Below are 22,432 nucleotides of genomic sequence, written 5' to 3' on the forward strand. Positions count from 1 at the left end.
TGTTCACGTTAAATCCAACGAATGAAGATTTATAGGCGGCTGATGGCATATGCCAGGCCCTACGGAAAATTTATTACTCCTTTTTTCATCTTTACCATTATCAGTGTTTTTTTCAACGTATTTCAATTTGCGTTGATCATTCCACTGCTCAACTTTCTGTTCGATCCGATGAACACGGCGGTTGCCGCCAAATATGGATCGATGCCCGCCTTCCGGCTATCGCCCGATTATTTTAAAGATGTCTTCTACCATCTGATTTATCATTTCAAAACGACCAACCCCATTCACGCCCTGTATTTCCTGGCAGGAATGATTGTAGTGGCCGTAATTTTGACAAACTCGTTCCGGTTTTTGGCCCAGCAATGTCTGCTCAAAGCCCGAACGTTACTGGTCAAACGGCTGCGGGAAGCGCTGTTCGACAAAATTAACCGGCTACATCTCGGCTATTTCACGAAGGAACACAAAGGCGATCTGCTGTCCCGACTCAACGGCGATGTGTATGCCATTGAGGGGGTCGCGGGCAATGCGCTCGAAGTTATCTTCAAAGAACCCTACGTATTTATCGGCTATTTCGTCGCCCTTTTCGCTATTTCGGTGAAACTGACACTCTTCACGCTGATCATTATCCCGATCTCTGCCGTTGGTATAGCGGCCGTTACTAAAAAACTGAAGAAGGAAGCCCAGGACGTACAGGCCTCGATGGGGCGAATGCTGACATTGATGGACGAAACGTTGCTGGGTATGCGGATCATTCGATCGTTCAATGCTACGTCGTTTGTGATCAATCAGTTCAGCAAAGAGAATGATTTCCATCGGAAGGCCAGTCTGGATGGGTTTAAGCGCAAGGAACTGGCTCCGGCTTTTTCCGAAGCGTCAGGCGTTTTTGTGGTGGCCTGTATTCTGGTGTATGGGGGTAGTCTGGTATTAAGTAGTCAGAGTAATTTACAGGCTAGTTCGTTTATCGCGTTTATTGCTATCTTTTCGCAGGTGATACGTCCGGCCAAAGCCATTGTCGTCGCCCTAACGAATATTCAGCAGGGACGGGCCGCTGGCGAACGGATTCTCGAATTGCTGGACAAACCTGTTGAAATTGAAGATAAGCCGGATGCGAAAGGGATGCCCCCCTTCCGTCGGGACATCGTCTTTGAAAACGTAAACTTCCAGTATGGCGATAAACCCGTCCTGAAAAACATCAACTTTCGGATCGATAAAGGCAAGAAAATAGCCCTCGTCGGACCGTCAGGCGTAGGAAAATCGACCATTGCCGATCTGATTCCCCGGTTCTACGAAGCCACCCGCGGTAATGTTAAAATTGATGGAGTCGACGTTCGGGATTTTACCATGGAATCACTGCGAGAGCAGATGAGTTTCGTGACGCAGGAGATCATTCTGTTCAACGACACGATTTTCAATAACATCGCGCTAGGCAAACCCAATGCCCGCATGGAGGACGTTATCGAAGCGGCCAAAGTGGCGAATGCCCATGATTTTATCATGGAAACCGAGAATGGCTACAACACGAACATTGGCGACCGGGGTATTCGCCTGAGTGGCGGTCAGCGGCAACGGCTGAGTATTGCCCGTGCGGTGTTCAAAAAACCATCCATTCTGATTCTGGACGAAGCGACGTCGGCCCTGGACATCGAATCGGAAAAATCAGTACAGCAAGCCCTTGACAATCTGATGGAAGGCCGTACTACGCTGGTCATTGCGCACCGGCTGAGTACCATCAAAGAAGCCGATGAGATTCTGATTATGGAAGGCGGAAAAATCATTGAACGTGGTAACCACTACGAGCTACTCAGCAACGAAGGCAGCGTTTACAAACGGCTGAATAAAATGCACGAGCTACTTCAATAATCCGCTTACCGAGTCGCTACGTAGTCGACGGCTTTGGCAAACCTGGCCAGCACTTTATCCCAAGTGTAATTTTGGTCCACATACAGCTTTCCTTTCCGGCCCATTTCACTTGAATCCTGGACCAAAAGCTGATCAACTGCCTGTTCAAAACCAGCGTAGTCTGCGTATAAAAGTCCTGCCTGACTTAATTCAATATGGTCTTTTATAACTTCGCTACCCCGATTGGCAATGACGGGAATGCCATAGGCGAAGCTTTCTAACGTAACCATTGATAAGCTTTCCTGTAGGGAGGGGATAATCAATAGTTTAGCGCTTTTTAACAGACTGACTTTAACGGCTTCCTCCACAAATCCTACCGGAATTATATCAGGGTGTTCGGGCAATGGCATGAATGTCTGACCAACCAGCACCAACTTTAGGGGGCCGGGCTTGTTTTCCTTATAGCGAATAAAGTAGTTGAACAAGTCATCGCAGCCCTTCGCCAAATCGATCCGACCGATATAAATCAGATAAGGTGAATCGGTACCTAACAGTTGAGCGACAGAAACACCGGCAGTCGCCTGGTTCGATTCAATACCTATACCAAGGATGTCGTTGTAAATTGCTTCGTTACGAAACAACTGATGGACGAAGCGCTTTTCGGCCGCGGTGAGAAATAGAATCGCTTTGGGCTTTTGGAATACCTCCCGAAACACGGGCAGGTAGATAGGGATTTCGTCGTGCGCTGTAGGGATAAAAATCGACTTTTTAGGCGCTACGTTCAGTCCGGCAACTGTAGGAAAATACAAGTACGTTATAAAGATTAGCGCATCATACTGTTTATGGTTACGCTTCAGATAGGTAATCAGGTCAGGGGTATAAGGACCCTGATTTTGCGCCCATATCTGACTGTAGCGCCGAACGCTCTTCCCCACCAACGCTCGCCCCCACATTCGTAACCGACCCAATCCTTGCCATTCTTCGGGACGCGACCATTTTTTGATTTTACGCTCCACCAAATTGGGCCAATCACCTTCCTGACGTTCGTGCGCAACCGTAAACCGATGCACCCGCACGCCGTTTATATCGGTAGTCTCGGCCGGATACCAGTTAGCCCAGGTAACATATTCCAGGGCACAACTCGTCAATACGTCGACCTCGTAGGTGTTCGTTCTGGTTAGTTGCTCGGCCAGAATACGACACAGGTATTCAGCGCCACCATTCACCTCAACGCCGTATCGCTGAACGACAAAAGCTATTTTTCTTTTCATTTAATGCGTAGTGCTGTACGCCTACTCGTTGAGTACGCTAAGCGAATATGATCGCTAAAATAAACTGATTATTTCTGAACCTATTGATTACGTGCAATTATCAGTAAAGCTGACTTTACTGGAAACGAACTTTTTGGCAGAGGGGTTACAAGACTTTTGATTTTTTCGCGATGCCGTAATAAATAAATAACCCGCTCACCACGATACGTAGCGCTATGTTCCCCCAAATTTTTGCGCTTGCTCCCTGACTAAAGGCGTAAATTTCGACAGCCGCCGTCAAGCTATGAAGCACAATGAACGTCAGGCAAATAAGCTGTATAGCCTCGACATTCCTGAGTTTCGTGCCGTAGTAAGACAACACTGCCAGGCTCACCTCGCAAGCACCAAGCAGATAACACAGGAGATTGGCCTCTGGATTCAAGTGAATGTTTACCGAACCGGGAATTAAACCGGGCGTAACAATCAGCACAACACCAGCCGCGAACGTAACGACGGCATGAAGAATGAGTAACCGGGTTAGATTCATTAACGAATCGAGTTATTCTTTACAACTAAGCGTTTCCTTCTCTCAAAGCTACGCATTCAGGTAACACGTTCTGATCAGATTCAGATGATGTCGTTCAGGGCCGGCAATATGGTAGCCAAATGTGCGCCGAATACGGTCCAGGATTCAACTTATCTAAGCCCGAGCGAACTGATTTTTAAAGTGGAAAAAAGCAAGCCGGAAGTGATGAACGACGTACCGGCAATCGGTTACCCAACCCACCCAAAACCATTCTTACCACGGCTTACCGGGAGTACGCGCTGGATGGTTATGAACTCGATGTGCTGGCTTATCTCATCAAGCACATTCTCTTCGATCGCTTCATGAAGGCCGTCGGAAAAGTATTTACGTACAAGCCAGCGGTTCCACTAACCTCTCCGCTAGCCGCAGAAGAGCCTTTCCTTTTCGTCAAAGAAGATCGTCAGTTAATCCGGGTTTCGCTTCGGGAAATCATTTCACTGGAGAGTTTGCGGGATTACGTAAAGATCACTACATCTACCCAGCAGATTGTTACCCGCCAAACATTAGGGTATTACGAGGAGCTACTCCCTGGCGAGCAATTCCTGCGCATTCATCGATCGTTTATCGTGGCTAAAGCGAAAATAATTTCGATGACGGAATCCCGCATCAACGTACCGGGTCAAATGCTGCCTATTGGTCGGTATTACAAACCGCGGGTATTGGAACAGTTACAAGTACGCGAATTGCTCTAACCGTATATTTGTGGAAGACCACATGTTTGGGTACTGCTACGTAATTTTTCCGATACCAGAACCAGGCGAAGCCATGATCTATTACACCCAAATCTTATTTGTAAAACCGGGCCGGGAGGATGTATTTCACTCGTTTGAAGACCAGGTTCTGCCGTTGCTTCAACAGCATCACGGGGAGTTGATCTACCGGGTGAGACCGCCCAAATCGTCGGTAGTTGCTACGACTTTTGGCAATCCTTACGAGATTCACCTCGTCAGCTTTCGCAGTCGGGAGGATTTTGAGGCTTACCGAGACGATCCGCAACGGTTGCAATACGTACCGCTAAAAGATCAGTCTATTGAACGAGTCATGCTGATTGAAGGAAAGCTATTGTAGTATTCGTTGACTGTAGGTCTACTAAGATGAACTAATCCACAGCTCATTTAGGTATCCAATACAAGCAGGAAAACGAATGAATCTTCTTTTCATAAAACTTACACTTATTCCGGGCGTCATTGCACTGGTCACGCTGGTTGCTCGAAAGTGGGGCAATAAAATAGGTGGATTAATTGGGAGTATGCCCTGGACCGCCGGACCTATTCTGCTGTTTTTCATTCTTGAACAGGGCAAGCCTTTTGCTATTGAATCGATTCAGGGCGTAATGACGGGGATTCTGGCCTTAATTATTTTTTGCCTAAGCTATTCGACACTATCCAAAAAACTAACCTGGCTGCCTACCCTGCTGCTCTCGTATAGCTTGTATGCCGTTGCCGCTGTAGTCATCAATTCTTTACAGTTGAATCTATATGTGAGTTATATGCTTGTGATAGCCTTTACCCTGTTGGCATTACGGTTTTTCCCACTCCCAACGAGCCAGGCAATTATTGCCCGACGTATTCCGTTCGATATTCCGATCCGGATGGGGGTTGCAACTGTGTTTGTACTTATCATCACCGGTCTGGCCAGCATTCTTGGCCCCAAATGGAGTGGCATTTTAACGCCATTTCCGATCATGACGTCTGTACTGGCCATTTTTTCGCATACGCAGCAAGGAAGTAATGCGACTATCACCACACTACGCGGACTCGTGATGGGGTTGCTGGGTTTCACTACGTTTCTCTTTCTACAGGTTTTCCTGTTACGCGAGTTTTCGGTTGCCTTCTCTTTTGGCATTGCCTTACTGGTAAACGCCTTCATTAACGTAATCGCCAGTCGTGTGTGGTAATTAGTCAGCCGACTGGATTTCCAGAGCGATCTAATTAAATTTAATCTTACTAATACATCAATACTATGTTTTAACGGATTTTATGTTTTATTTGCAATATAAAATCCGTTAAACTATGGCATATACCGTCGAACTAACTCAGCTTTCTTCAGCTCCTCAGGCGTATCAATTGTCCCTGCTCGACGACGAGAATCAACCTATCGGCTATGCGATGGGTGAGTTTAGGCAATACGTAGTATGGTATGAAGGCCAGCCTTATTTTTTCCTGAACGATCTGGTTATTAGCGATCAAGCCCAGCAACAACAGGGTTTTGGGGATCAGTTATTACAGGAAGTAGAAGCCTTTGCCCGTCGGGAAGGCGCTTACTGGATTAGAGGTCACGTAGATCCTCAATCGGTTAGCTATACCACTGCTGGTACGGATAAACGAACACTGGGAAAATTTCTGGGGAAACACGGCTATGGACTTAAGCGAGAGATCCATGATGACTCAATCCGATTCTGGAAGCCACTCCGTCGCTTATCGGGTTCCTAAACCTCCTTTTCAGCAAATAGGAAACGTTAAGGATTTATTGGTGTGACCTGCCTTGCCAATACGTTAAAAGATCAAAGTTAATGATGTAAATTATATCATAAATACTTAGTACCAAACACTTTACGCAATAATTAGTTAGGCTTATTAAAAACAACAAATTGAATGAATTATGCGAATCATCGGTAACTTTTCTCTCTCGGCTCCTCTTGCCAGACATTTACAATTTCGGCTCAATCAAGTGCCCAATACGGTTGTTCAAATCCGCGACATTCCTGCAGAAAACTTAGCCCAGGAACGAGTCGTTATTAAAACAGATATGGCTGGCTGGCAGCAGTTCAGTCAATTAATGAGCGAGTATGGTATTGCCTGATCTTTTACTTGTACTATGAAATACGGCTAGTACGCCCTAGCGATGCTTTGTCATCTTGTAGGAGCATACTAGCCGTAATTTGTTCTCAGCTGACCAGGAAATTAATTGCCTGTTTCAGGGTCCGTTCGTTGTGACTTTGTGGGTCAGTATAAGAACGTTCACCAACTTCAATGGTCAGTTCTTTACCTATTAGTTGCTTGGTATCAAGCTCTTTGCCTTCCTGAACCGGTATACCCGCTTCGTCAAATAAGCTGATAATCGCTGGCATACCCGCCGGAGACTGATAGAAGCGGTGGGATACGTAGCCTTCGTCGTTCTCGAAGCGAACCGCAAAAAACGGTATCTCTTTGTATTCGCTGGCTCCCTCTTCAATATCGGTAATCGTTACGTGTTGGCGGCCATCTGCCAGCAATGTTTTATCCTGTCCTTTCTCTACAGCAATTTTCATAACGGTATATTTTATTTATATCATAAACAGCAACCGAATTTAATTGTTTAGAAGAACTAGTTCTATTTACGTAGTGCTAGTAAACGAGGAGCGTGTTTGCGAATAAAATAGGCCCCAATCCAGCTGGTAATACTACTGGCAACCAGAACAATGGGCCAGAATTGGTTTATTGGGAGGGTGCGGGTGAAAAGCTCGGCCCAGAAAGCAGCGTACAAGCCCACAATCGACCAGTTCATGAAGTAATAATGCCAGTGAATCCAATTCTTGATACGTTGTCGAAGTAGTGCGGGGACAATGCCCCCGATCAGGCAGAACAGACTCACGATGGCTAATGCATGGAACGGACCAAACCGGCCGAATAGGTGATAAATCTGAAAAGCAGTCAGGTTAAGCAGTAGCATGCTACTCACGTAGATGTAGCCAATGCGTCGGTGGAACAGCCCGCCTTTGGGTTTAGTGATGACAACAGCTCCGCTAAGCATAGCCAACAAAGCAGAAATGAAGTGAAATAAACCAAGTGTAGAATGGATCATGATTATGCATCGGAGATGATCGCCAAAGGTAAATTCGGGTCTCAGTCTGTCGATGATATTTTTGACCAATGCGGGAAAAATAGCCGTGAAGCTGGTTCGATGGCGGATAAATACATAAAGACATGTATCCTGATCAGCTATGGAAAATCTAGAGCATAGAGGCTTGCTCCACTCATAACGGATCAGTTGTACTTCATGGAAATGGAACGGATCAGACTCGTAGCGTCTTTCTGTCCTGAAACCGCAATACCGACGCGTGGAGCCCGGTCCCAACGCGGCAAAAAGGAACCATCAAGGGGTGTTTCTGTTAGGGGTTGATAAGCGCCTTCGTTGGTTTGCCAGCCGAATTCATATAAACGTCCCAGACGACTCCGCAGTTGGAGTTTAACGACAGATGCGTTTTCAGCCAAGGGTTGTGTCTTTAGCACGGTACGTGTTCCATCCTTTACTTCCCATAGCTCAAGCGAGCCTTTTTGAACACCCAATCCCAGAGCGTTATTAGCATCTCCGTACAGGCAGATGCTTTGGAGCAGATTCGCCTTCGGGCTAACGTCAGTCGATAAGGTATACGTACCGTTTTTTATTACTAATCCCAGAAAACTCCCCGTTGGCGTAGAGGCCGTATTCGCGAATTGAAGCTGACCATTCTGAACAGTAAAAACAGGCTCAGGCTGGCTCACATCCCACACCCAGGGAATGGTTTGCTTTGCTTTGTTAAAGTCAACCACTACGTTATCTTCCTTTTTTTGCGAGCTGCCCGCGGGTGATTCAGCCCGCACAGGGGTTGCGGTTCCATAGCGGAACGTAGGCCATTGGGTCTTTTCATTCCAGACCAGCTCGCTAAGCACGCCCTGACGTCCGGTAAACGTAAAGTCAGTACCACTGTAAGCATGGTGCAGATAAAAGTAGCGGTTGTCGGGCGTCGTAACGACGGTTCCATGACCGGGGCATTTCCACGCATCATTACTGACCAGCACCGGATTCCCGGCGAATTTCTCCCACGGTCCCTGTAATTTTTCGGCACGGGCCAAACCAACCTGATAATTGCAATTAGCCCCACAGCAGGCATTCCCGGAATAGGTCATGTAGTAATACCGGCCACGCCTGAAAATAGCCTGCCCTTCGGTACCACCCGCTTCCCAGTTGTCGCGGTCTGCTTTCAGTAAAGAGAACGATTTGCCCGTCACCTTAAGGCCATCCGGCGACAATTCAGCCCCGAGAATTTCAATGGTTTTACCCTTATCGAGACCGTAGGCTTTCCACGTAATAACTAGTTTTCCGCCTTCGTCAACAATGAACGGGTCAATCGCTTCTGTGGTCCATTCGAGCAACAAGCCGTGATCGGTGAATCCTTTCCGAAGATCCTGCGTCGTCGCTACGCCGATAAACGAATGCTTATCCGATTTTCGGCGGGCAGTATAGTAGACATAATACATACCTTTCCGATAAAATAACTCGGGCGCCCAGTAACTGCCCATGGTCCAAGCGGGAAGCTTCTTAAAAACTGGTCCGATGTACGCCCAATTCACCAGATCCTTTGACGTATACATTGGATAAGCCGGTCCCCATTCCGACGACGTACCGGCCGCGTAATACGTATCACCAACGCGGATAACTGACGGATCAGCAAAATCGCCCGCAATAACCGGATTCTGATAACGGATCGTATCCTTCGATGACGAAGCAGATTGCGCCATGCCGTGGGTCATCATAAATAAGCTCGTAAGGACAATCAGAATAATTTTTACCATGAACTTCTTAAAAGAGTAAATATCTCTATGGGCGTTATCTAAAGGCAAAATTAAAACGTATCATATTGTTTGACCCCGCTGGGGTCAAATACTGTAACACAAACGTATTCTACTCAATACCCTTCATTCTGCACCAGATACCCCGGTATGTTCGACGCCCCGTCGACTGCGGTCTGCGGAATTGGGAAGATACGTTTACGGACGTTGTTATCGCTCTTCTCAGTCCAGGTTCCTTCGTATTTACCAAACCGAATCATGTCAGTCCGACGTAGCATTTCCCAATAGAACTCGAAGCCCCGCTCCCGCCACAACAAATCCAGGTTCATGGCTGTTAGCGCGGGGGGTGGCGTCGTGAGTGTGCGCGATGCACGAACGGTATTCACGTCGGCCAAGGCTCCAGCGGCATCGTTACTCTTCCGTAATTTGGCTTCTGCCCGCATCAGATAGATGTCAGCAAGTCGCACGATCACAATATCAGCGTCGCCCAAGTTCCGGCCGCTGGTCGACTTCTTGCTGAACTCATATTTCTCAACCCGATAGCCTGTGTTATAGTCGCTGCCCGCCACGGTAAAGTTGATCTGCTCCGTAAAATTGACGGGTAACGTTGGGCGGTTGCGCGTTACGTTAAAGAGCCTACCGACCTTGAACTTACCATCAGGGCATTTCACGAATGCTCCATTCACCCGAAGCAGACCGTATTGTTGCCCTCGCAAAATCCCCCGATTGACGTTAAAATCCGCTTCAGCCACGCACGAATCGCCGGGATTGGAGTAGATCGACAGATTTTGTTTGTAAAAACGCGGATCGACGGACGGGTCCTGCGAACCGTAGGCACTGACCCAGGTTCGGTAATAATCGGGAGTTATCCCCGGCCCATCGGTACCATTAGCCGCCGGATACGCCGGAATTGGAAACTGATCACCCGATAGGGAAAAATACGCCATCCGGTTATTGCCGTTCAGTTCGGCCCGTTGATCGACCGCAAAGATCAGTTCCTTATTATCGTGGTTGGTCTGATTGAAAAGCGAGAAATAATCCCGCGACAACTGGTACTGACCGGAGCTGATGATCTTGTCGCAGTACTCAATCACTTTGTCCATATCAGCCGACTGGAACGTAAATTGGGCAGCGTAACGATCGCGGTAAACGGCTCCATTAAGATACAAACGAGCCAACAGTCCCCAGGCCGCGCCTTTACTCAATCGACCGGGGCCAACGGTGGGCAACAAATCTGGTTCTACGGCGATTAACTCCTTCAGTATGTAGTTGTAAGCGGCTTCTCCGCGTAGAATAGCCGAAGTGGCCTGTGGGTCTTCTTTGACAAACACGATACCAAACAGATCGAGCATCACCATCGAGTAGTACGCCCGCATACCCCGCGCTTCGGCCAGATACACTTTCGCGCTCGGATCTTTGAGCAAAGGCAACGCATTGATGGCCGAAACAGAACGTGACAGACTCTGCACCAGATAGTTCCAGGTGCTGAGCAGATTTGGGTCCGTACTGGTCGTTGTATGCTGATGCATCGCCAGATAGATGCCATTATCACCCCAGTCGGTGCCTCCCCGGTAAGGCAGAATGGCCTCATCGGTCGAGATTTCCTGAAGATTGAAGTAATTGGTATGCAGAAAAATATTGGGCAGTTGCGCATAAACCGGTGCCAAGTTACCATCCGCCAATTGTTTGTCGGACAGACCCGATACGGATGCTTCGTCGAGTACGTTTTCTTCGAGCTTTGTGCAACTATACGTACCGGCCAGACTGACTAGGGCTAGTAGAGAGAGGATTATTTTTTTCATGGCTGTCGGTGTTAGAAAGTAAGGTTGAGGCCGAAAATGACCGAACGGGCTTTGGGATAGCTGAGGTAGTCGATTCCGTACGACGAAATGCCGTTGACTGTCCGATCGTTGTTGACCTCCGGATCGTAACCATCGTATTTGGTGATCACGAATAGGTTCTGGCCCGTTACCGAAATCCGGATGGCATTGATCCAGCGATTCATGCCGATCAGTTTTGGACTCAGATTATACCCCAACGCCAGATTGTTTAGCCGGAAAAAAGCGCCGTCTTTCAGGAAGCGCGTCGACACGGGTGCTGAGTTGTTAATCGACTCGTTCGAGTATTTGATGGCTTCGGGCGTCGTATTCAATCCTTTCGACAACCGCAGCTTGTAGAAATTGGAGTTGGCCGTGTTGTCATAGACCTTATTACCCGCTACGCCGTTAAAATTAATCGCCAGATCGAAGCCTTTGTAGGCCAGACTCGTATTGATGTTGTACTGCTTGGTCGGTAGCGCACTACCAGCCGCAATCCGGTCTTTGTCCGTCACGATGCCGTCGCCGTCCGTATCACGGTACGTACTGATGCCCTTATCGTCAAAACCGGTAAAATCTTTCAGAAAGAACGTACCAATGGGTTGATCGTTGATGTAGCCATTCACCGTAGCCGACGTCAGCCCCGATCCTTGCGCCGATCCCGACGTAATGACCGAGTAAGGCGAATTCCGAACGACGTTCTTGATAAACGTCATATTTCCACCGATGTCGAAGCGGAAGCCGCTCAGGCTGGCGTACCGATAATTCAGGTCAATCTCAACACCCTGGTTGGCAATGCTCATGTTCGGTACGTTGGTCCAGTACGTACTGGCGGGCTGGATGGGATCGGCCGGTATAACTTCCAGCAGAATCTTGTTAGATACTTTGTTGAAATAATCCACCGAACCCGAGAGTGCGCCTTTGAACAGGGCAAAATCCAATCCAACATCTGCCTGCGATGATACCTCCCACTGAATGTCGGGGTTGGCCAGACGCGTGTACGAAATCCCAGCCGGATAACTGGTCGTGTTGTCGAGCGGGTAACTCGTTGTGCCCGACACCTGCGCCGTGTAAAGCGCCTGCGTAATCTTAGCCGGAATTTCCTGGTTACCCGTCTGGCCCCAGCCCGCCCGTAGTTTCAGATCACTGAACGGTCCTGACTTCAGAAAGGCTTCGTCAGACAATCGCCAGCCCGCCGAGATTGACGGGAAGACCCCGTATTTATTGTTCGTCCCGAACTTCGACGAACCGTCGGCCCGCACCGTTGCTGTCAGCAGGTATTTGTCGTTGAACTGATAATTGACCCGACCGAAAAACGATTGAAGTTCATTTTCAAACGCAGAGCCAGTTGGCCGGTTGTTGGCCAGCGACAGGTCCTGGCCCAGTCCGGGATTGTAAATGGGTTCAACGGGCGTAATCGGGAATTTATTGATACTCCAGTCGCGGGTCTGAACGAAAAACTTCTGGTACGAATGACCCACTAAGGCGGTCATATTATGGCTGGTTTTTGTCCAGGTATACGTAAAATAGTTCTCAATCAGTGTATTCCGGTTCGTTCTGTACGTACTGGCCAATCGTCCGTCCTGCTGCGGCACCGCGTTGGCGAGCGACTGCAAATCACGTACTGAGCTGGAATTATCGATGCCCAGGTTGAGCTTATAGACCAGATTCGGCAGAATTTTAAACGAAGGCGAGATGCTACCCACCACCCGATTAATGGTCGTTACGTCTTTCTCCAGCGCGAGCGTTGTCAGTGGGTTTGTAGCACCCTGATACTGAGCCGGGTTCCCGTTCGCATCGTAAGCCGGAAAGGTTGGGTTAGCCGAAATGGCGCTGCCGACAATGGAGACCGCTCCTCCGCCTAGATCGCCCCCTGGCCGCTGGTTGGCTGTTTGCGAAGCCGTCAGGTTTACGTCGACGGTGAGCCGATCGTCCAGGAACCGTTGCGATACGTTAACGCGACCTGTATACCGCTTGAGCGAACTATTTTTCAGAACACCCTGCTGGTCCTGGATTCCGAACGAGCCGTAATACGTCAGTTTTTCCGCTCCCCCGCTGAAGGATAGATTGTGATTCTGGGTATAAGCCGTTTGGCTGATCTCTTTCTGCCAGTCGGTTGCAGCCCCTTTATCGTCTAAAACACCACCCAGTGCTGTTACCTGCCGCCGAAACTCATCCGCCGAAAATACAGGCAGCGGCCGGGCCATTTTCGAAATCCCCAGGTTCGACGAGAGCGTGAATGAAGCGCTTCCGGACTTACCTTTTTTGGTCGTTATCAGGACCACACCGTTGGCACCCCGCGCTCCGTAAATGGCCGTTGCCGATGCATCTTTCAATACGTCGACGGACTCGATATCCTGCGGGTTCAGAAACGTTAACGGATTGGTCGATCCACCCGTGCTGGAGTTGTCGAGTGGAATCCCGTCGAGTACGAACAGGGGCGTACTGCCGGTACGTACTCCACCCGGTCCACGGATGGTGATGCTCTGCGCACTGCCGGGCTCACCACTAGCCGACGTTACGTTCACGCCAGCCACTTTTCCCTGAATCAGTTGCTCCGGTGAGTTGATGATCCCCCGGTTGAATTCTCCGCTTTTAATTGACTTGACCGAGCCGGTCATATCGCGTTTGGTGGTGCTACCGTAGCCAATAACCACGACCTGATTCAGATCAGAGGCCGATGCTTTCAGTGCTACGTTGATGGTGGTTTGAGAGCCTACGGCAATTTCCTGCGAGACGAAACCAATGAACCCAAATACCAGCGTCGCGTTTGCATTGGGCACGACGATACGGTAACTGCCATTGGCATCGGTGGTTGTGCCGCGCGAGGTGCCTTTCAGCACAACGCTACAACCCGCTAGTGCTTCGTTGGTCGTTCCATCCGTTACGCGACCAGTAATGGTGACGTCAGCAACGTCTTTCCCATCGGACATATCTGTTGTTCGCGATACGTGTGCTGGATTTTTTGCCTGAACTACTAACGAGCTAATAGTCAGCAAAAAACAAATCACAGCCCGCCACCTATTGACAAGTGGGGACGAAAAAAGGTACATTTTAATCATAGTGGTAGATTGGATTACTGTTGGCAAAGGTCACATTTATTATCACTGCGTAGCCTGATGAATGGAGTATTTAAAAATTATTTAACACGATACTCTATCGGCTAGTACTGCTCCACTGTAATTCGTATCACCGGTACCACGGGTTTTAACCCGTTCGGGAATTGGCCCAAAAAACGGGTTAAAACCCGTGGTACCTTTTTCGCAAACCATTAAATTGGTCAAGTACTAGTAGCAGACTGTGACAAAAGGAAATACGCCTGAAAATATAACTGCACCTTTACGTCTACGTGCTCTTTTGCAGCGAGAGTGAGGTTCAGACGATAGTGGAATTAACGAACATCCCTTTATTCGGGCTGCCGGACACGTTTTCCATCTGAATGCAGTGGAAGAAAAGAATTACGAAGAGGTCGTTTGCTTACCTGGTCAGCGCGTCTACTTGTATGACAGGAAAGAATGAATTACAGGCAATATCGCCAGCAATCATGAAGACAGGAAGATTGATAATTACTGAAAAAGCTGGTTATATCACTATATTAATTGGTCCAGCAAACTACTGATTTCACTTTTTTGGATACGCTGAGCGGGATAATAAATTTCGTAAACCTGACTACGATACAGCGCTAACCATCGCGTAAACGTTGGATCTTGCAATGCCATTAACTGTTTACGCTTCTTATTTCCGTACTCTCCTCTATTTTGTGATTGCGAATCCATGAATACTTAATACGTATATATATGTGGATTTTATAATTCATAATATACTCTTAAGTACATTATTCCCGAATAAAGCCCACGATGAAACTTTTATACTTGTTAGTTAATCACATTATTTAATAATTTAAAAATTAACAGCAAAAGAAAACTTATACTACCCATAAAGCAATCATTAATCAACTCTTATACGCTCTGGTTAGTACAGAATCATCTGAAGCGAATGGATCAATTCTTCTTACCAGGCTTAGGGAATACCTGATGTGTACTGGCCCACTGTTGCCACAGGTTTTTCAGACGGCTTACCGTATCGGGATGTTGCGTCGCTACGTCCTGCGTTTCGGTTCGGTCCGTTGCCAGATTGAATAAGTGCCACGTCGTATCCTTACTAGCCGAAACCAGTTTCCAATCGCCCGAGCGTACGTAGCGTGCACCAAAATGCTCATTGAACAGCTTTTCATGACCAGGCGACGCTTTCCCCTGGAAGGATGGCATCAGGCTGACTCCGGTTGTCGGCGTGATCGCATGGCCATTGTAGGTCTTGGGATACGTAGCACCAGCCATCTCGACAAACGTAGACATGAAATCCATAACATGGCCTACCTGCTCGCTATAGGTGCCTTTTTTCGCTTTGATTCCGGCTGGCCAAAAGGCAACCAATGGTGTATGAATACCGCCTTCGTAGGATTCGGCTTTCCAGAATTGATAGGGTGTATTGGCGACATTGGCCCACCGTTGCCCAATTGATGCATACGTCGTTTGCGGACCGGGCATAACCTGTTTCTTCAGATCGTACGTAATTTTACGACCATCCCGGGTTTCGCTGGGTCGATCGAAACCCGGTCCGTAAGCCGCGCAGTTTTCCGGACTCGCACCATTGTCGGACAAGAACAGGATCAGCGTATTCTCCAGTTGACCCGTTTCACGTAGCGTTTTGATGATACGGCCGATACCCTGATCCATCCGATCGATCATAGCCGCATGCACCGCCATGGCCTGTGCATCCCATTCTTTATCGGGGTTAGCGTCCCAGCTCAGATCTGACTGCCAGCGCTCAGCCAGTTTAGTTTTCGCCGGATCAATCAGCCCCATTTTAGTCATTTTCTCATAACGCGCTTTCCGAATCGCATCCCAGCCAGATTTATACGTGTCCTTGTAGTTGGCGATGTCTTTGGGTAGTGCCTGAAGCGGCCAGTGGGGAGCTGTCTGCGCTACGTATAGGAAAAACGGTGCCGACGTTTTTGCATAGGATTTGATGTAAGCAACGGCTGTATCGTTGATGGCGTCAGTATGGTAATAGTTCTTCGGTACGTTTTTGATTGGCTTCGTGCCGCTCACCAAACTAAACGGATCAAAAAAATCGACCACACCCCAGATATTGCCAAAATACTTATCGAATCCGCGATTGGTGGGATACTGACTCAATGGCGCAAAATCCCCGAAATCTTTCTGGTGATTCAGCCAGGCTAGCTGCTCCTGCGGATTTTTCTGAACGTTAGTATTCGATACGTGCCACTTCCCCGCCATCGCCGTCTGATACCCTGCCGATTTCAACACCTCAGCCAGCGTAACGGTATTTTCCGTCAGGTGCCCCCGGTAACCAGGTTCGTCTTCAGCATCGGTCATTTTTCCGATACCCGCCTGCTGGTTGTACAGACCGGTCAACAAAGCCGCCCGCGTCGGACAGCAGCGCGAGGTGTTATAGAACTGCGTATAGCGAATTCCGTTGTTGGCCAGATAGTCGATATTTGGCGTATGGATTTCGCCCCCGTAGCAACCTAAATCCGAAAAACCCATGTCATCCGCCATGATCACAATGATGTTCGGTTTGTTGGCGGCTTTGGCGGACGACGTAGCTGGTAGCTTTTTTTCGAAACTCCCTAAGAACAGAATGGAGGCCAGCGCCATCAGGAAAAGTGACAGGATGAACAATCCTTTTTTCATACCATTATTTGCTCAGTTGATGGAACCAGTCCGGTTCTATTTATCCTAATTCGTTGTCTTAAAAAAATTCCACTCTTTGGAGAAATCGTCTTTCATCGTGCCTTTGGGAAAAACGTAGTGGCTCTTCGCCCAATCGTTCCACTGCTGATCGAGTTTCTTCATCAGATCGGGATGGTCGCTGGCGACATTATTTTTTTCGATACGGTCCGTTTCCAGATTATACAGCTCCCAGGGCTTTCCAATCACGCCAACCGCTTTCCAGTTACCGGATCGAATAGCCCCCATGTTCTCATGTTCCCAGTACATATAGTCGTGGGGTTGGCGGGTTCCCCGCGTCAGCACCGGCAGCAGACTTTTGCCTTCAATCGGGTGAATTTTCTGTCCGTTGGCTTCGGCCGGATACATAGCGCCACTGGCCTCGATAAACGTGGGCATTATGTCGATCAGATAACCCGGCGCATTCGACAATCGACCTTTCTGTCCCGTGGTACCTGCCGGATAATGAATGATTAATGGCGTAGCAATGCCCCCCTCGTAGGAAACATGTTTAAATCCTTTGAACGGAGTATTGGAGGCATTAGCCCATACAGCCCCGTAGGAAATAGCGCCTGCTTTAGCCGGGTCGTTGATATCGCTGATTTGTCCTCCCCCCAAAATACCGCCTTCCTGACAGGCACCATTATCAGACAAAAACACCAATAACGTATTGTCCAGCTTCCCGGCCTTCGTCAGGTAATCGACAAGCTTGCCGATATTCTGGTCCATGCGATAAACCTGAGCGGCATAAACAGCCATGCGGTAATCCATTTCGCGCTGTTTTGCGGTATCCTGCTCAGTCCAGGCCGGATAGATTTCCGGACGGGCCGAAATTCCTCCCTTCTCTGATACGATCCCTTCCTTCACCTGTTTCCGAAAACGTTGCTCCCGCAGCGCATCCCAGCCTTGGCGGTATTTGCCCCGAAACTGTTCGATGTCTTTTTCCAACGCGTGCAGTGGCCAGTGTGGTGAGGTAAAAGCCAGGTACAGAAAAAACGGTTGCTGATCGTTCTGGTCTTTCAAAAACGTCAGCGCCTGATCGGTAAATGCGTCGGTGGTATAAAACGGCTGGGGCACGCGTTCCTGTGGTTCGTTGTCGAGCCAGATACCGCGTGGCTGGATGGGGTCGAGATAACTACTGGCGCCTGATAATAATCCGTAAAATCGGTCGAAGCCCCGCTGACGTGGCCGTACATCTGGAGTGGCATGACCCAGATGCCACTTACCCGCCATGTAGGTATGATAACCGGCCGACTTCAGCACCTCGGCCAGCGTAACACTGTTGCGATTGATCTCTCCGCGATAGCCGTAAACCCCGTAATCATAATCAATCCGATTGGCCGGTTCTTTGGTCATGTGACCGATCCCTGCCTGGTGCTGAAACAATCCTGTCAATAAAGACGCCCGCGTTGGGCAACAGCGAGCGGCATTGTAGAATTGCGTAAATCGTACTCCCTGACTGGCGAGTTTATCGAGGTTTGGGGTTGGTATTTCAGAACCGTAGCAGCCTAAATCCGAATAGCCCATATCGTCGGCCATAATCAGAATGATATTCGGCCGAACGCGGCCCGGCCGGGCCGCGTTCGGCTTCGATCCGGTTTGGTCTGTCTTGGGATTGAGTTTTTGACGTTGCGCGTTCGCCGTTAGACTAACGATGAGGCTACAAAACAATACAACCAGTTTTTTCATAAGAGCATACGTAGCGCCAGATATATAGACGAAGCCATAAAAGTCAAAAAAACCGAAAATCTAAGCAACAACTTCAAGTTGAAGTATGCTACGTCCCCGGTATGACCCCTTGAGCATGCCGGACTGGTGCGGTAATCTGGAGACTACGCCGAGCTCGCGTTTGTAGTTTCGCTTACTTCAAGCACACCCTAAGGAATATAGTAGCCCAGATTATGCTTGATCTCTTTTAACACGAACGTACTGTTCAATACGCCGATATTCTCGATTTGGGAAAGTTTGTACTTAACGAAATCATGGTAGTCGTTCAGGCTACCGACGTGAATTTTCAGCAAAAAATCCACTTGCCCGGCCATGTGGTAGCATTCCTGCACCTCTTCCAGCTTTTGCACCTCCTCTTCAAACTTGTCGATAAATGCTTTGTCGTGGTAACGCATCGACACCTGACAAAACGTGGTTATGGGCTGGCCAAGCAGACCCTTATCCAGCACCGCTACGTATTGCTTGATAAATCCGAGTCCCTCCAAACGTTTGATACGTTCATAAACAGGCGATAACGTTAAACCAAGTTGCGAAGCCAGTTCCTTCGTTGTCAGTTTGGCATCCTGCTGTAGTAAGCGAAGCAGTTGTTTGTCAATATCATCTATACCATCCATGCCGAAAATTTTTCTACAAAGTGTCTTTTCACCAAACTCGTCAAAGAAATTTTATTGGTCGAGTATCAATTATTCAACAAAATTCACGGATTTATTTTGTTTTTACCTATTTATTATCTGATAAATTAATTTTGTACCGGAAATACCTGGACAGCCTTAATAAACTTTTCGGGAGTTCATTTATCGTTTCTATACGTTCTCATTCGTTGATTATGCCGCGAGAAACCATTTTAGTCATTGGCGCTAATGGGCAGATTGGCACCGCTCTGCTTCCGCAATTGCAGGACCAGTTTGGGATTGATCACGTCATTGCCGCTGACCTGCGAAAGCCATCGTCTGACACCGGTATTTTTGAGGTATTGGACGCGACAAAACCCGATAGGCTAACAGACGTAGTGCGTCGGCATCGGGTAACTCAGATTTACCATCTGGCGGCCATCCTGTCGGCGAAGGGCGAAAGTGATCCGATCTGGGCCTGGAACCTGAACATGCAGACGCTGCTGAACGTACTGGAAGTGTCGCGACTGCATGGTATTCGAAAAGTATTTGTGCCCAGCTCGATTGCCGCCTTTGGCGAACACGCGCCGAAATACGACACTCCACAAACAACCCCATTGGACCCCGCTACGGTGTATGGCATCAGTAAAGTTGCCACTGAAAACTGGTCGCTCTATTACCACAAACGGTACGGTCTGGATGTTCGCTCGCTACGGTATCCGGGCGTGATCAGCTACCAATCCATGCCGGGGGGTGGCACAACCGATTACGCCGTTTCTATTTTCCACGAGGCTGTTCAGGGACGCTCATTCGAGTGTTTTCTTGCGGCCGATACGCGCCTACCCATGATCTACATGGATGATGTGCTCCGGGCAACCCTGGAATTAATGGAAGCACCGGAATCGCAGATCAGTGTGCGGACTTCGTACAATCTGGCCGGAGTGAGTTTTACCCCAGCCGAACTAACCGCTGCCATCCAGACCTATTTCCCGAACTTCGTTACGCAGTACAAACCTGACTTTCGGCAGGCTATCGCGGAATCCTGGCCCAAAACGATCGATGATTCGGTTGCCCGGCAGGATTGGGGCTGGAAACCGGCGTTTGACCTACCCCGCCTGACGCACGAAATGATTACGAACCTGACGACGGTTTATCGACCGCTGGTCTCAACCCTATAAATCTCATGTACGGAACCATCAAAGACCAACTTCAGCAAGAGCTGAACAGCATCAAAGAAGCAGGACTGTACAAGTCCGAACGGATAATTGTTTCTCCTCAGTCCTCCGTTATCGCCGTTCGCGATGGTCGTGAGGTACTGAACTTTTGCGCCAACAATTACCTGGGTTTATCCTCACATCCCGATGTGATCGAAGCGGCTCACCAGACGCTGGACAGTCACGGCTTTGGCATGTCGTCGGTGCGATTCATTTGCGGCACGCAGGACATTCACAAGGAGCTGGAGCGACGTACGGCTGAGTTCGTTGGAGCCGAAGATTGTATTCTATATGCAGCTGCGTTTGACGCCAACGGCGGTGTCTTTGAACCCCTTCTGGGCGAAGAAGATGCCATCATTTCGGACGAGCTAAACCATGCTTCGATCATCGACGGGATTCGGTTGTGTAAAGCAAAACGATTCCGGTATAAACACAACGACATGGCCGATCTGGAAACTCAGTTACAGGCAGCCTCGTCGGCCCGTCGGACGTTAATCGTTACGGATGGCGCTTTCTCGATGGATGGCACCATTGCTCAACTGGACAAGATCTGCGATTTAGCCGATCAGTACGGCGCGATGGTGATGGTGGATGAGTGCCACGCCAGCGGTTTTTTAGGTAAAACTGGTCGCGGAACCCCCGAATACCGGAACGTACTGGGACGTATCGACATCATCACGGGTACGTACGGCAAGGCGCTCGGTGGGGCTTCGGGTGGCTTCACGGCGGCTCGCAAAGAAATCGTTGAACTGTTACGTCAGCGTTCACGTCCGTACTTGTTTTCCAATACGTTAGCGCCCGCCATTGTGGGTGCTTCGTTGAAAGTACTGGACATTTTACAAGCGTCCACGGTGTTACGTGATAAGCTGGAAGCGAACACCCGTTACTTCCGCGAAGCCATGACAGCCGCGGGCTTCGATATTCTGCCCGGTGAGCACCCGATCGTGCCAATCATGCTGTATGACGCGCCGTTAGCGCAGGAATTTGCAGCACGGCTTCTGGAAGAAGGCATTTACGTGATTGGGTTCTTTTACCCCGTTGTCCCGACTGGCAAAGCGCGGATTCGGGTACAAATCTCGGCCGGGCACGAAATGGACCAGTTGAAACAAGCGGTGGAAGCGTTCACCAAAGTTGGGCAGGAACTTGGCGTCATTAAGGTGAGTGAGGAAGTGAGCTAAGACGTAGTTTGCCTTCGTGAGGGCAGGTTCAGAACCTGCCCTGTGAGGTTTCTTAAAACCGAATTAGTACAAACCGTCTTCACCGGGGCCGCTTTTTTTATAGCGTTAACAATCAGGCACACTGACTTTTTATAGGATCGACCGGACTAATCCTCCTTCTACGCGTATGGCGGCTCCATTCGTAGCCGACGCCAGCGAACTAACGTAGTACGCAATTGTGTCGGCTATTTCATCGACGGATGCAAAGCGCTGGATAAGTGAGGTTGGGCGCATGGTTCTGAAAAAATCCTCTTCAACCTCACCCACCGACTTATTACCGGCCTTCGCAAGATCGTCGATAAAACCGCCAACACCTTTTGATTTGGTTGGTCCGGGCAGGATAGCATTGACCGTTACGTTTGTTCCCGTTGTCAGTTCGGCCAGCCCCCGACTCACGGCTAACTGGGCCGTTTTTGTCATGCCATAATGGATCATCTCACTAGGAATAAACACCGCCGATTCGCTGGAAACAAAGATAATTCGCCCCCAATTCTGAGCCATCATCTTAGGGAAGCAGTGCCGGGCGAGTCGAATACCACTCAATACGTTTACCTCAAAGAACCGAAACCAGTCTTCATCGGGAATATCCTGAAAGGGCTTGGGTTCGAAGATTCCGGCGTTATTGATCAGGATATCAATGTTCGGCAACTGATCGATTAATTGCTGCACCTCATGCTGCTTTGAAAAGTCGGCCGCAATGCCCGATACGTTTTGATTGCTACCCGATGCTTTTAATTCGGCTACGGCCTTATCAACCCCCTCCTGCGTCCGTCCGTTGATAATAACCTGCACGCCTTCGTTTAAAAGCCGTTTTGCAGTGGCATAGCCAATGCCAGCCGTTGAGCCACTGACAAAGGCAACCTTACCGTCGATTTGTAAATCCATC

General features: G+C 48.9%; 19 protein-coding genes. 8 read left to right on the plus strand and 11 right to left on the minus strand.

Translation table 11 applies throughout. The features are described from left to right. Positions 1–21 precede the first annotated feature (21 nt). On the plus strand, positions 22–1,860 hold the full coding sequence (locus IC230_RS28150; RefSeq protein WP_191042403.1) for an ABC transporter ATP-binding protein: 1,839 nt from the start codon (positions 22–24) through the stop codon (positions 1,858–1,860). Positions 1,861–1,865: 5 nt separating this feature from the next. Here IC230_RS28150 and IC230_RS28155 read toward each other — a convergent pair whose 3' ends face one another. Together IC230_RS28155 and IC230_RS28160 are read right to left on the minus strand one after the other, a co-directional pair. Further along, on the minus strand, positions 1,866–3,110 hold the full coding sequence (locus IC230_RS28155) for a glycosyltransferase family 4 protein (RefSeq protein WP_191042404.1): 1,245 nt from the start codon (positions 3,108–3,110) through the stop codon (positions 1,866–1,868). Positions 3,111–3,255: 145 nt separating this feature from the next. Then, positions 3,256–3,636, minus strand: a complete 381-nt coding sequence (locus IC230_RS28160) for a hypothetical protein (RefSeq protein ID WP_191042405.1) — start codon at positions 3,634–3,636, stop codon at positions 3,256–3,258. Between the two features lie 299 nt (positions 3,637–3,935). Between IC230_RS28160 and IC230_RS28165 the strand changes: the two genes are divergently transcribed. The 5 genes from IC230_RS28165 (at position 3,936) to IC230_RS28185 (ending at position 6,477) form a co-directional block, all read left to right on the plus strand. Then, positions 3,936–4,367 carry a LytR/AlgR family response regulator transcription factor gene (locus IC230_RS28165; RefSeq protein ID WP_191042406.1) on the plus strand — a complete coding sequence of 144 codons (432 nt, stop codon included), beginning with the start codon at positions 3,936–3,938 and terminating at the stop codon, positions 4,365–4,367. Between the two features lie 73 nt (positions 4,368–4,440). After that, the gene (locus IC230_RS28170; RefSeq protein ID WP_191042407.1) at positions 4,441–4,743 is read left to right on the plus strand and encodes a DUF1330 domain-containing protein; all 303 of its coding nucleotides are present in this window, start codon (positions 4,441–4,443) and stop codon (positions 4,741–4,743) included. 76 nt (positions 4,744–4,819) lie between these two features. Beyond that, the gene (locus IC230_RS28175) at positions 4,820–5,572 is read left to right on the plus strand and encodes a hypothetical protein (protein ID WP_191042408.1); all 753 of its coding nucleotides are present in this window, start codon (positions 4,820–4,822) and stop codon (positions 5,570–5,572) included. 115 nt (positions 5,573–5,687) lie between these two features. After that, complete coding sequence (locus IC230_RS28180; protein ID WP_191042409.1) at positions 5,688–6,107, plus strand: GNAT family N-acetyltransferase; 420 nt, start codon at positions 5,688–5,690, stop codon at positions 6,105–6,107. A gap of 169 nt (positions 6,108–6,276) precedes the next feature. Next, positions 6,277–6,477, plus strand: coding sequence for a hypothetical protein (locus IC230_RS28185; protein ID WP_191042410.1), 201 nt, complete (start codon positions 6,277–6,279; stop codon positions 6,475–6,477). 85 nt (positions 6,478–6,562) lie between these two features. On the opposite strand, the gene IC230_RS28190 is transcribed toward IC230_RS28185, so the two are convergent. From IC230_RS28190 to IC230_RS28225, 8 genes are all read right to left on the minus strand, one after another. After that, entirely contained in the window at positions 6,563–6,925 is a 363-nt protein-coding gene (locus tag IC230_RS28190; RefSeq protein ID WP_191042411.1) for a hypothetical protein, read from the minus strand. 62 nt (positions 6,926–6,987) lie between these two features. Then, positions 6,988–7,458 (minus strand): DUF2306 domain-containing protein, encoded by a 471-nt coding sequence (locus IC230_RS28195; RefSeq protein WP_191042412.1) that lies wholly within the window; start codon positions 7,456–7,458, stop codon positions 6,988–6,990. A gap of 182 nt (positions 7,459–7,640) precedes the next feature. Then, positions 7,641–9,209, minus strand: a complete 1,569-nt coding sequence (locus IC230_RS28200; RefSeq protein WP_191042413.1) for a glycoside hydrolase family 43 protein — start codon at positions 9,207–9,209, stop codon at positions 7,641–7,643. 113 nt (positions 9,210–9,322) lie between these two features. Continuing rightward, positions 9,323–11,008 carry a RagB/SusD family nutrient uptake outer membrane protein gene (locus IC230_RS28205; RefSeq protein ID WP_191042414.1) on the minus strand — a complete coding sequence of 562 codons (1,686 nt, stop codon included), beginning with the start codon at positions 11,006–11,008 and terminating at the stop codon, positions 9,323–9,325. A gap of 11 nt (positions 11,009–11,019) precedes the next feature. Further along, on the minus strand, positions 11,020–13,956 hold the full coding sequence (locus IC230_RS28210) for a SusC/RagA family TonB-linked outer membrane protein (RefSeq protein ID WP_223860908.1): 2,937 nt from the start codon (positions 13,954–13,956) through the stop codon (positions 11,020–11,022). A 1,068-nt stretch (positions 13,957–15,024) separates the two neighbouring features. Next, complete coding sequence (locus IC230_RS28215; RefSeq protein ID WP_191042415.1) at positions 15,025–16,740, minus strand: arylsulfatase; 1,716 nt, start codon at positions 16,738–16,740, stop codon at positions 15,025–15,027. 45 nt (positions 16,741–16,785) lie between these two features. After that, positions 16,786–18,465 carry an arylsulfatase gene (locus IC230_RS28220; protein ID WP_191042416.1) on the minus strand — a complete coding sequence of 560 codons (1,680 nt, stop codon included), beginning with the start codon at positions 18,463–18,465 and terminating at the stop codon, positions 16,786–16,788. 188 nt (positions 18,466–18,653) lie between these two features. Continuing rightward, positions 18,654–19,118 carry an Lrp/AsnC family transcriptional regulator gene (locus tag IC230_RS28225; RefSeq protein WP_191042417.1) on the minus strand — a complete coding sequence of 155 codons (465 nt, stop codon included), beginning with the start codon at positions 19,116–19,118 and terminating at the stop codon, positions 18,654–18,656. 212 nt (positions 19,119–19,330) lie between these two features. Here IC230_RS28225 and IC230_RS28230 point away from each other — a divergent pair, with 212 nt between their 5' ends. Both IC230_RS28230 and kbl read left to right on the plus strand, forming a co-directional pair. After that, positions 19,331–20,293 carry an NAD-dependent epimerase/dehydratase family protein gene (locus tag IC230_RS28230; RefSeq protein ID WP_191042418.1) on the plus strand — a complete coding sequence of 321 codons (963 nt, stop codon included), beginning with the start codon at positions 19,331–19,333 and terminating at the stop codon, positions 20,291–20,293. A gap of 5 nt (positions 20,294–20,298) precedes the next feature. Further along, positions 20,299–21,507, plus strand: a complete 1,209-nt coding sequence (kbl, locus tag IC230_RS28235) for a glycine C-acetyltransferase (RefSeq protein ID WP_191042419.1) — start codon at positions 20,299–20,301, stop codon at positions 21,505–21,507. A gap of 129 nt (positions 21,508–21,636) precedes the next feature. On the opposite strand, the gene IC230_RS28240 is transcribed toward kbl, so the two are convergent. After that, positions 21,637–22,431, minus strand: a complete 795-nt coding sequence (locus IC230_RS28240) for an SDR family NAD(P)-dependent oxidoreductase (RefSeq protein ID WP_191042420.1) — start codon at positions 22,429–22,431, stop codon at positions 21,637–21,639. Position 22,432 lies beyond the last annotated feature (1 nt).

The sequence above is a fragment of the Spirosoma validum genome (genome assembly GCF_014699035.1).
Classification (GTDB): domain Bacteria; phylum Bacteroidota; class Bacteroidia; order Cytophagales; family Spirosomataceae; genus Spirosoma; species Spirosoma validum.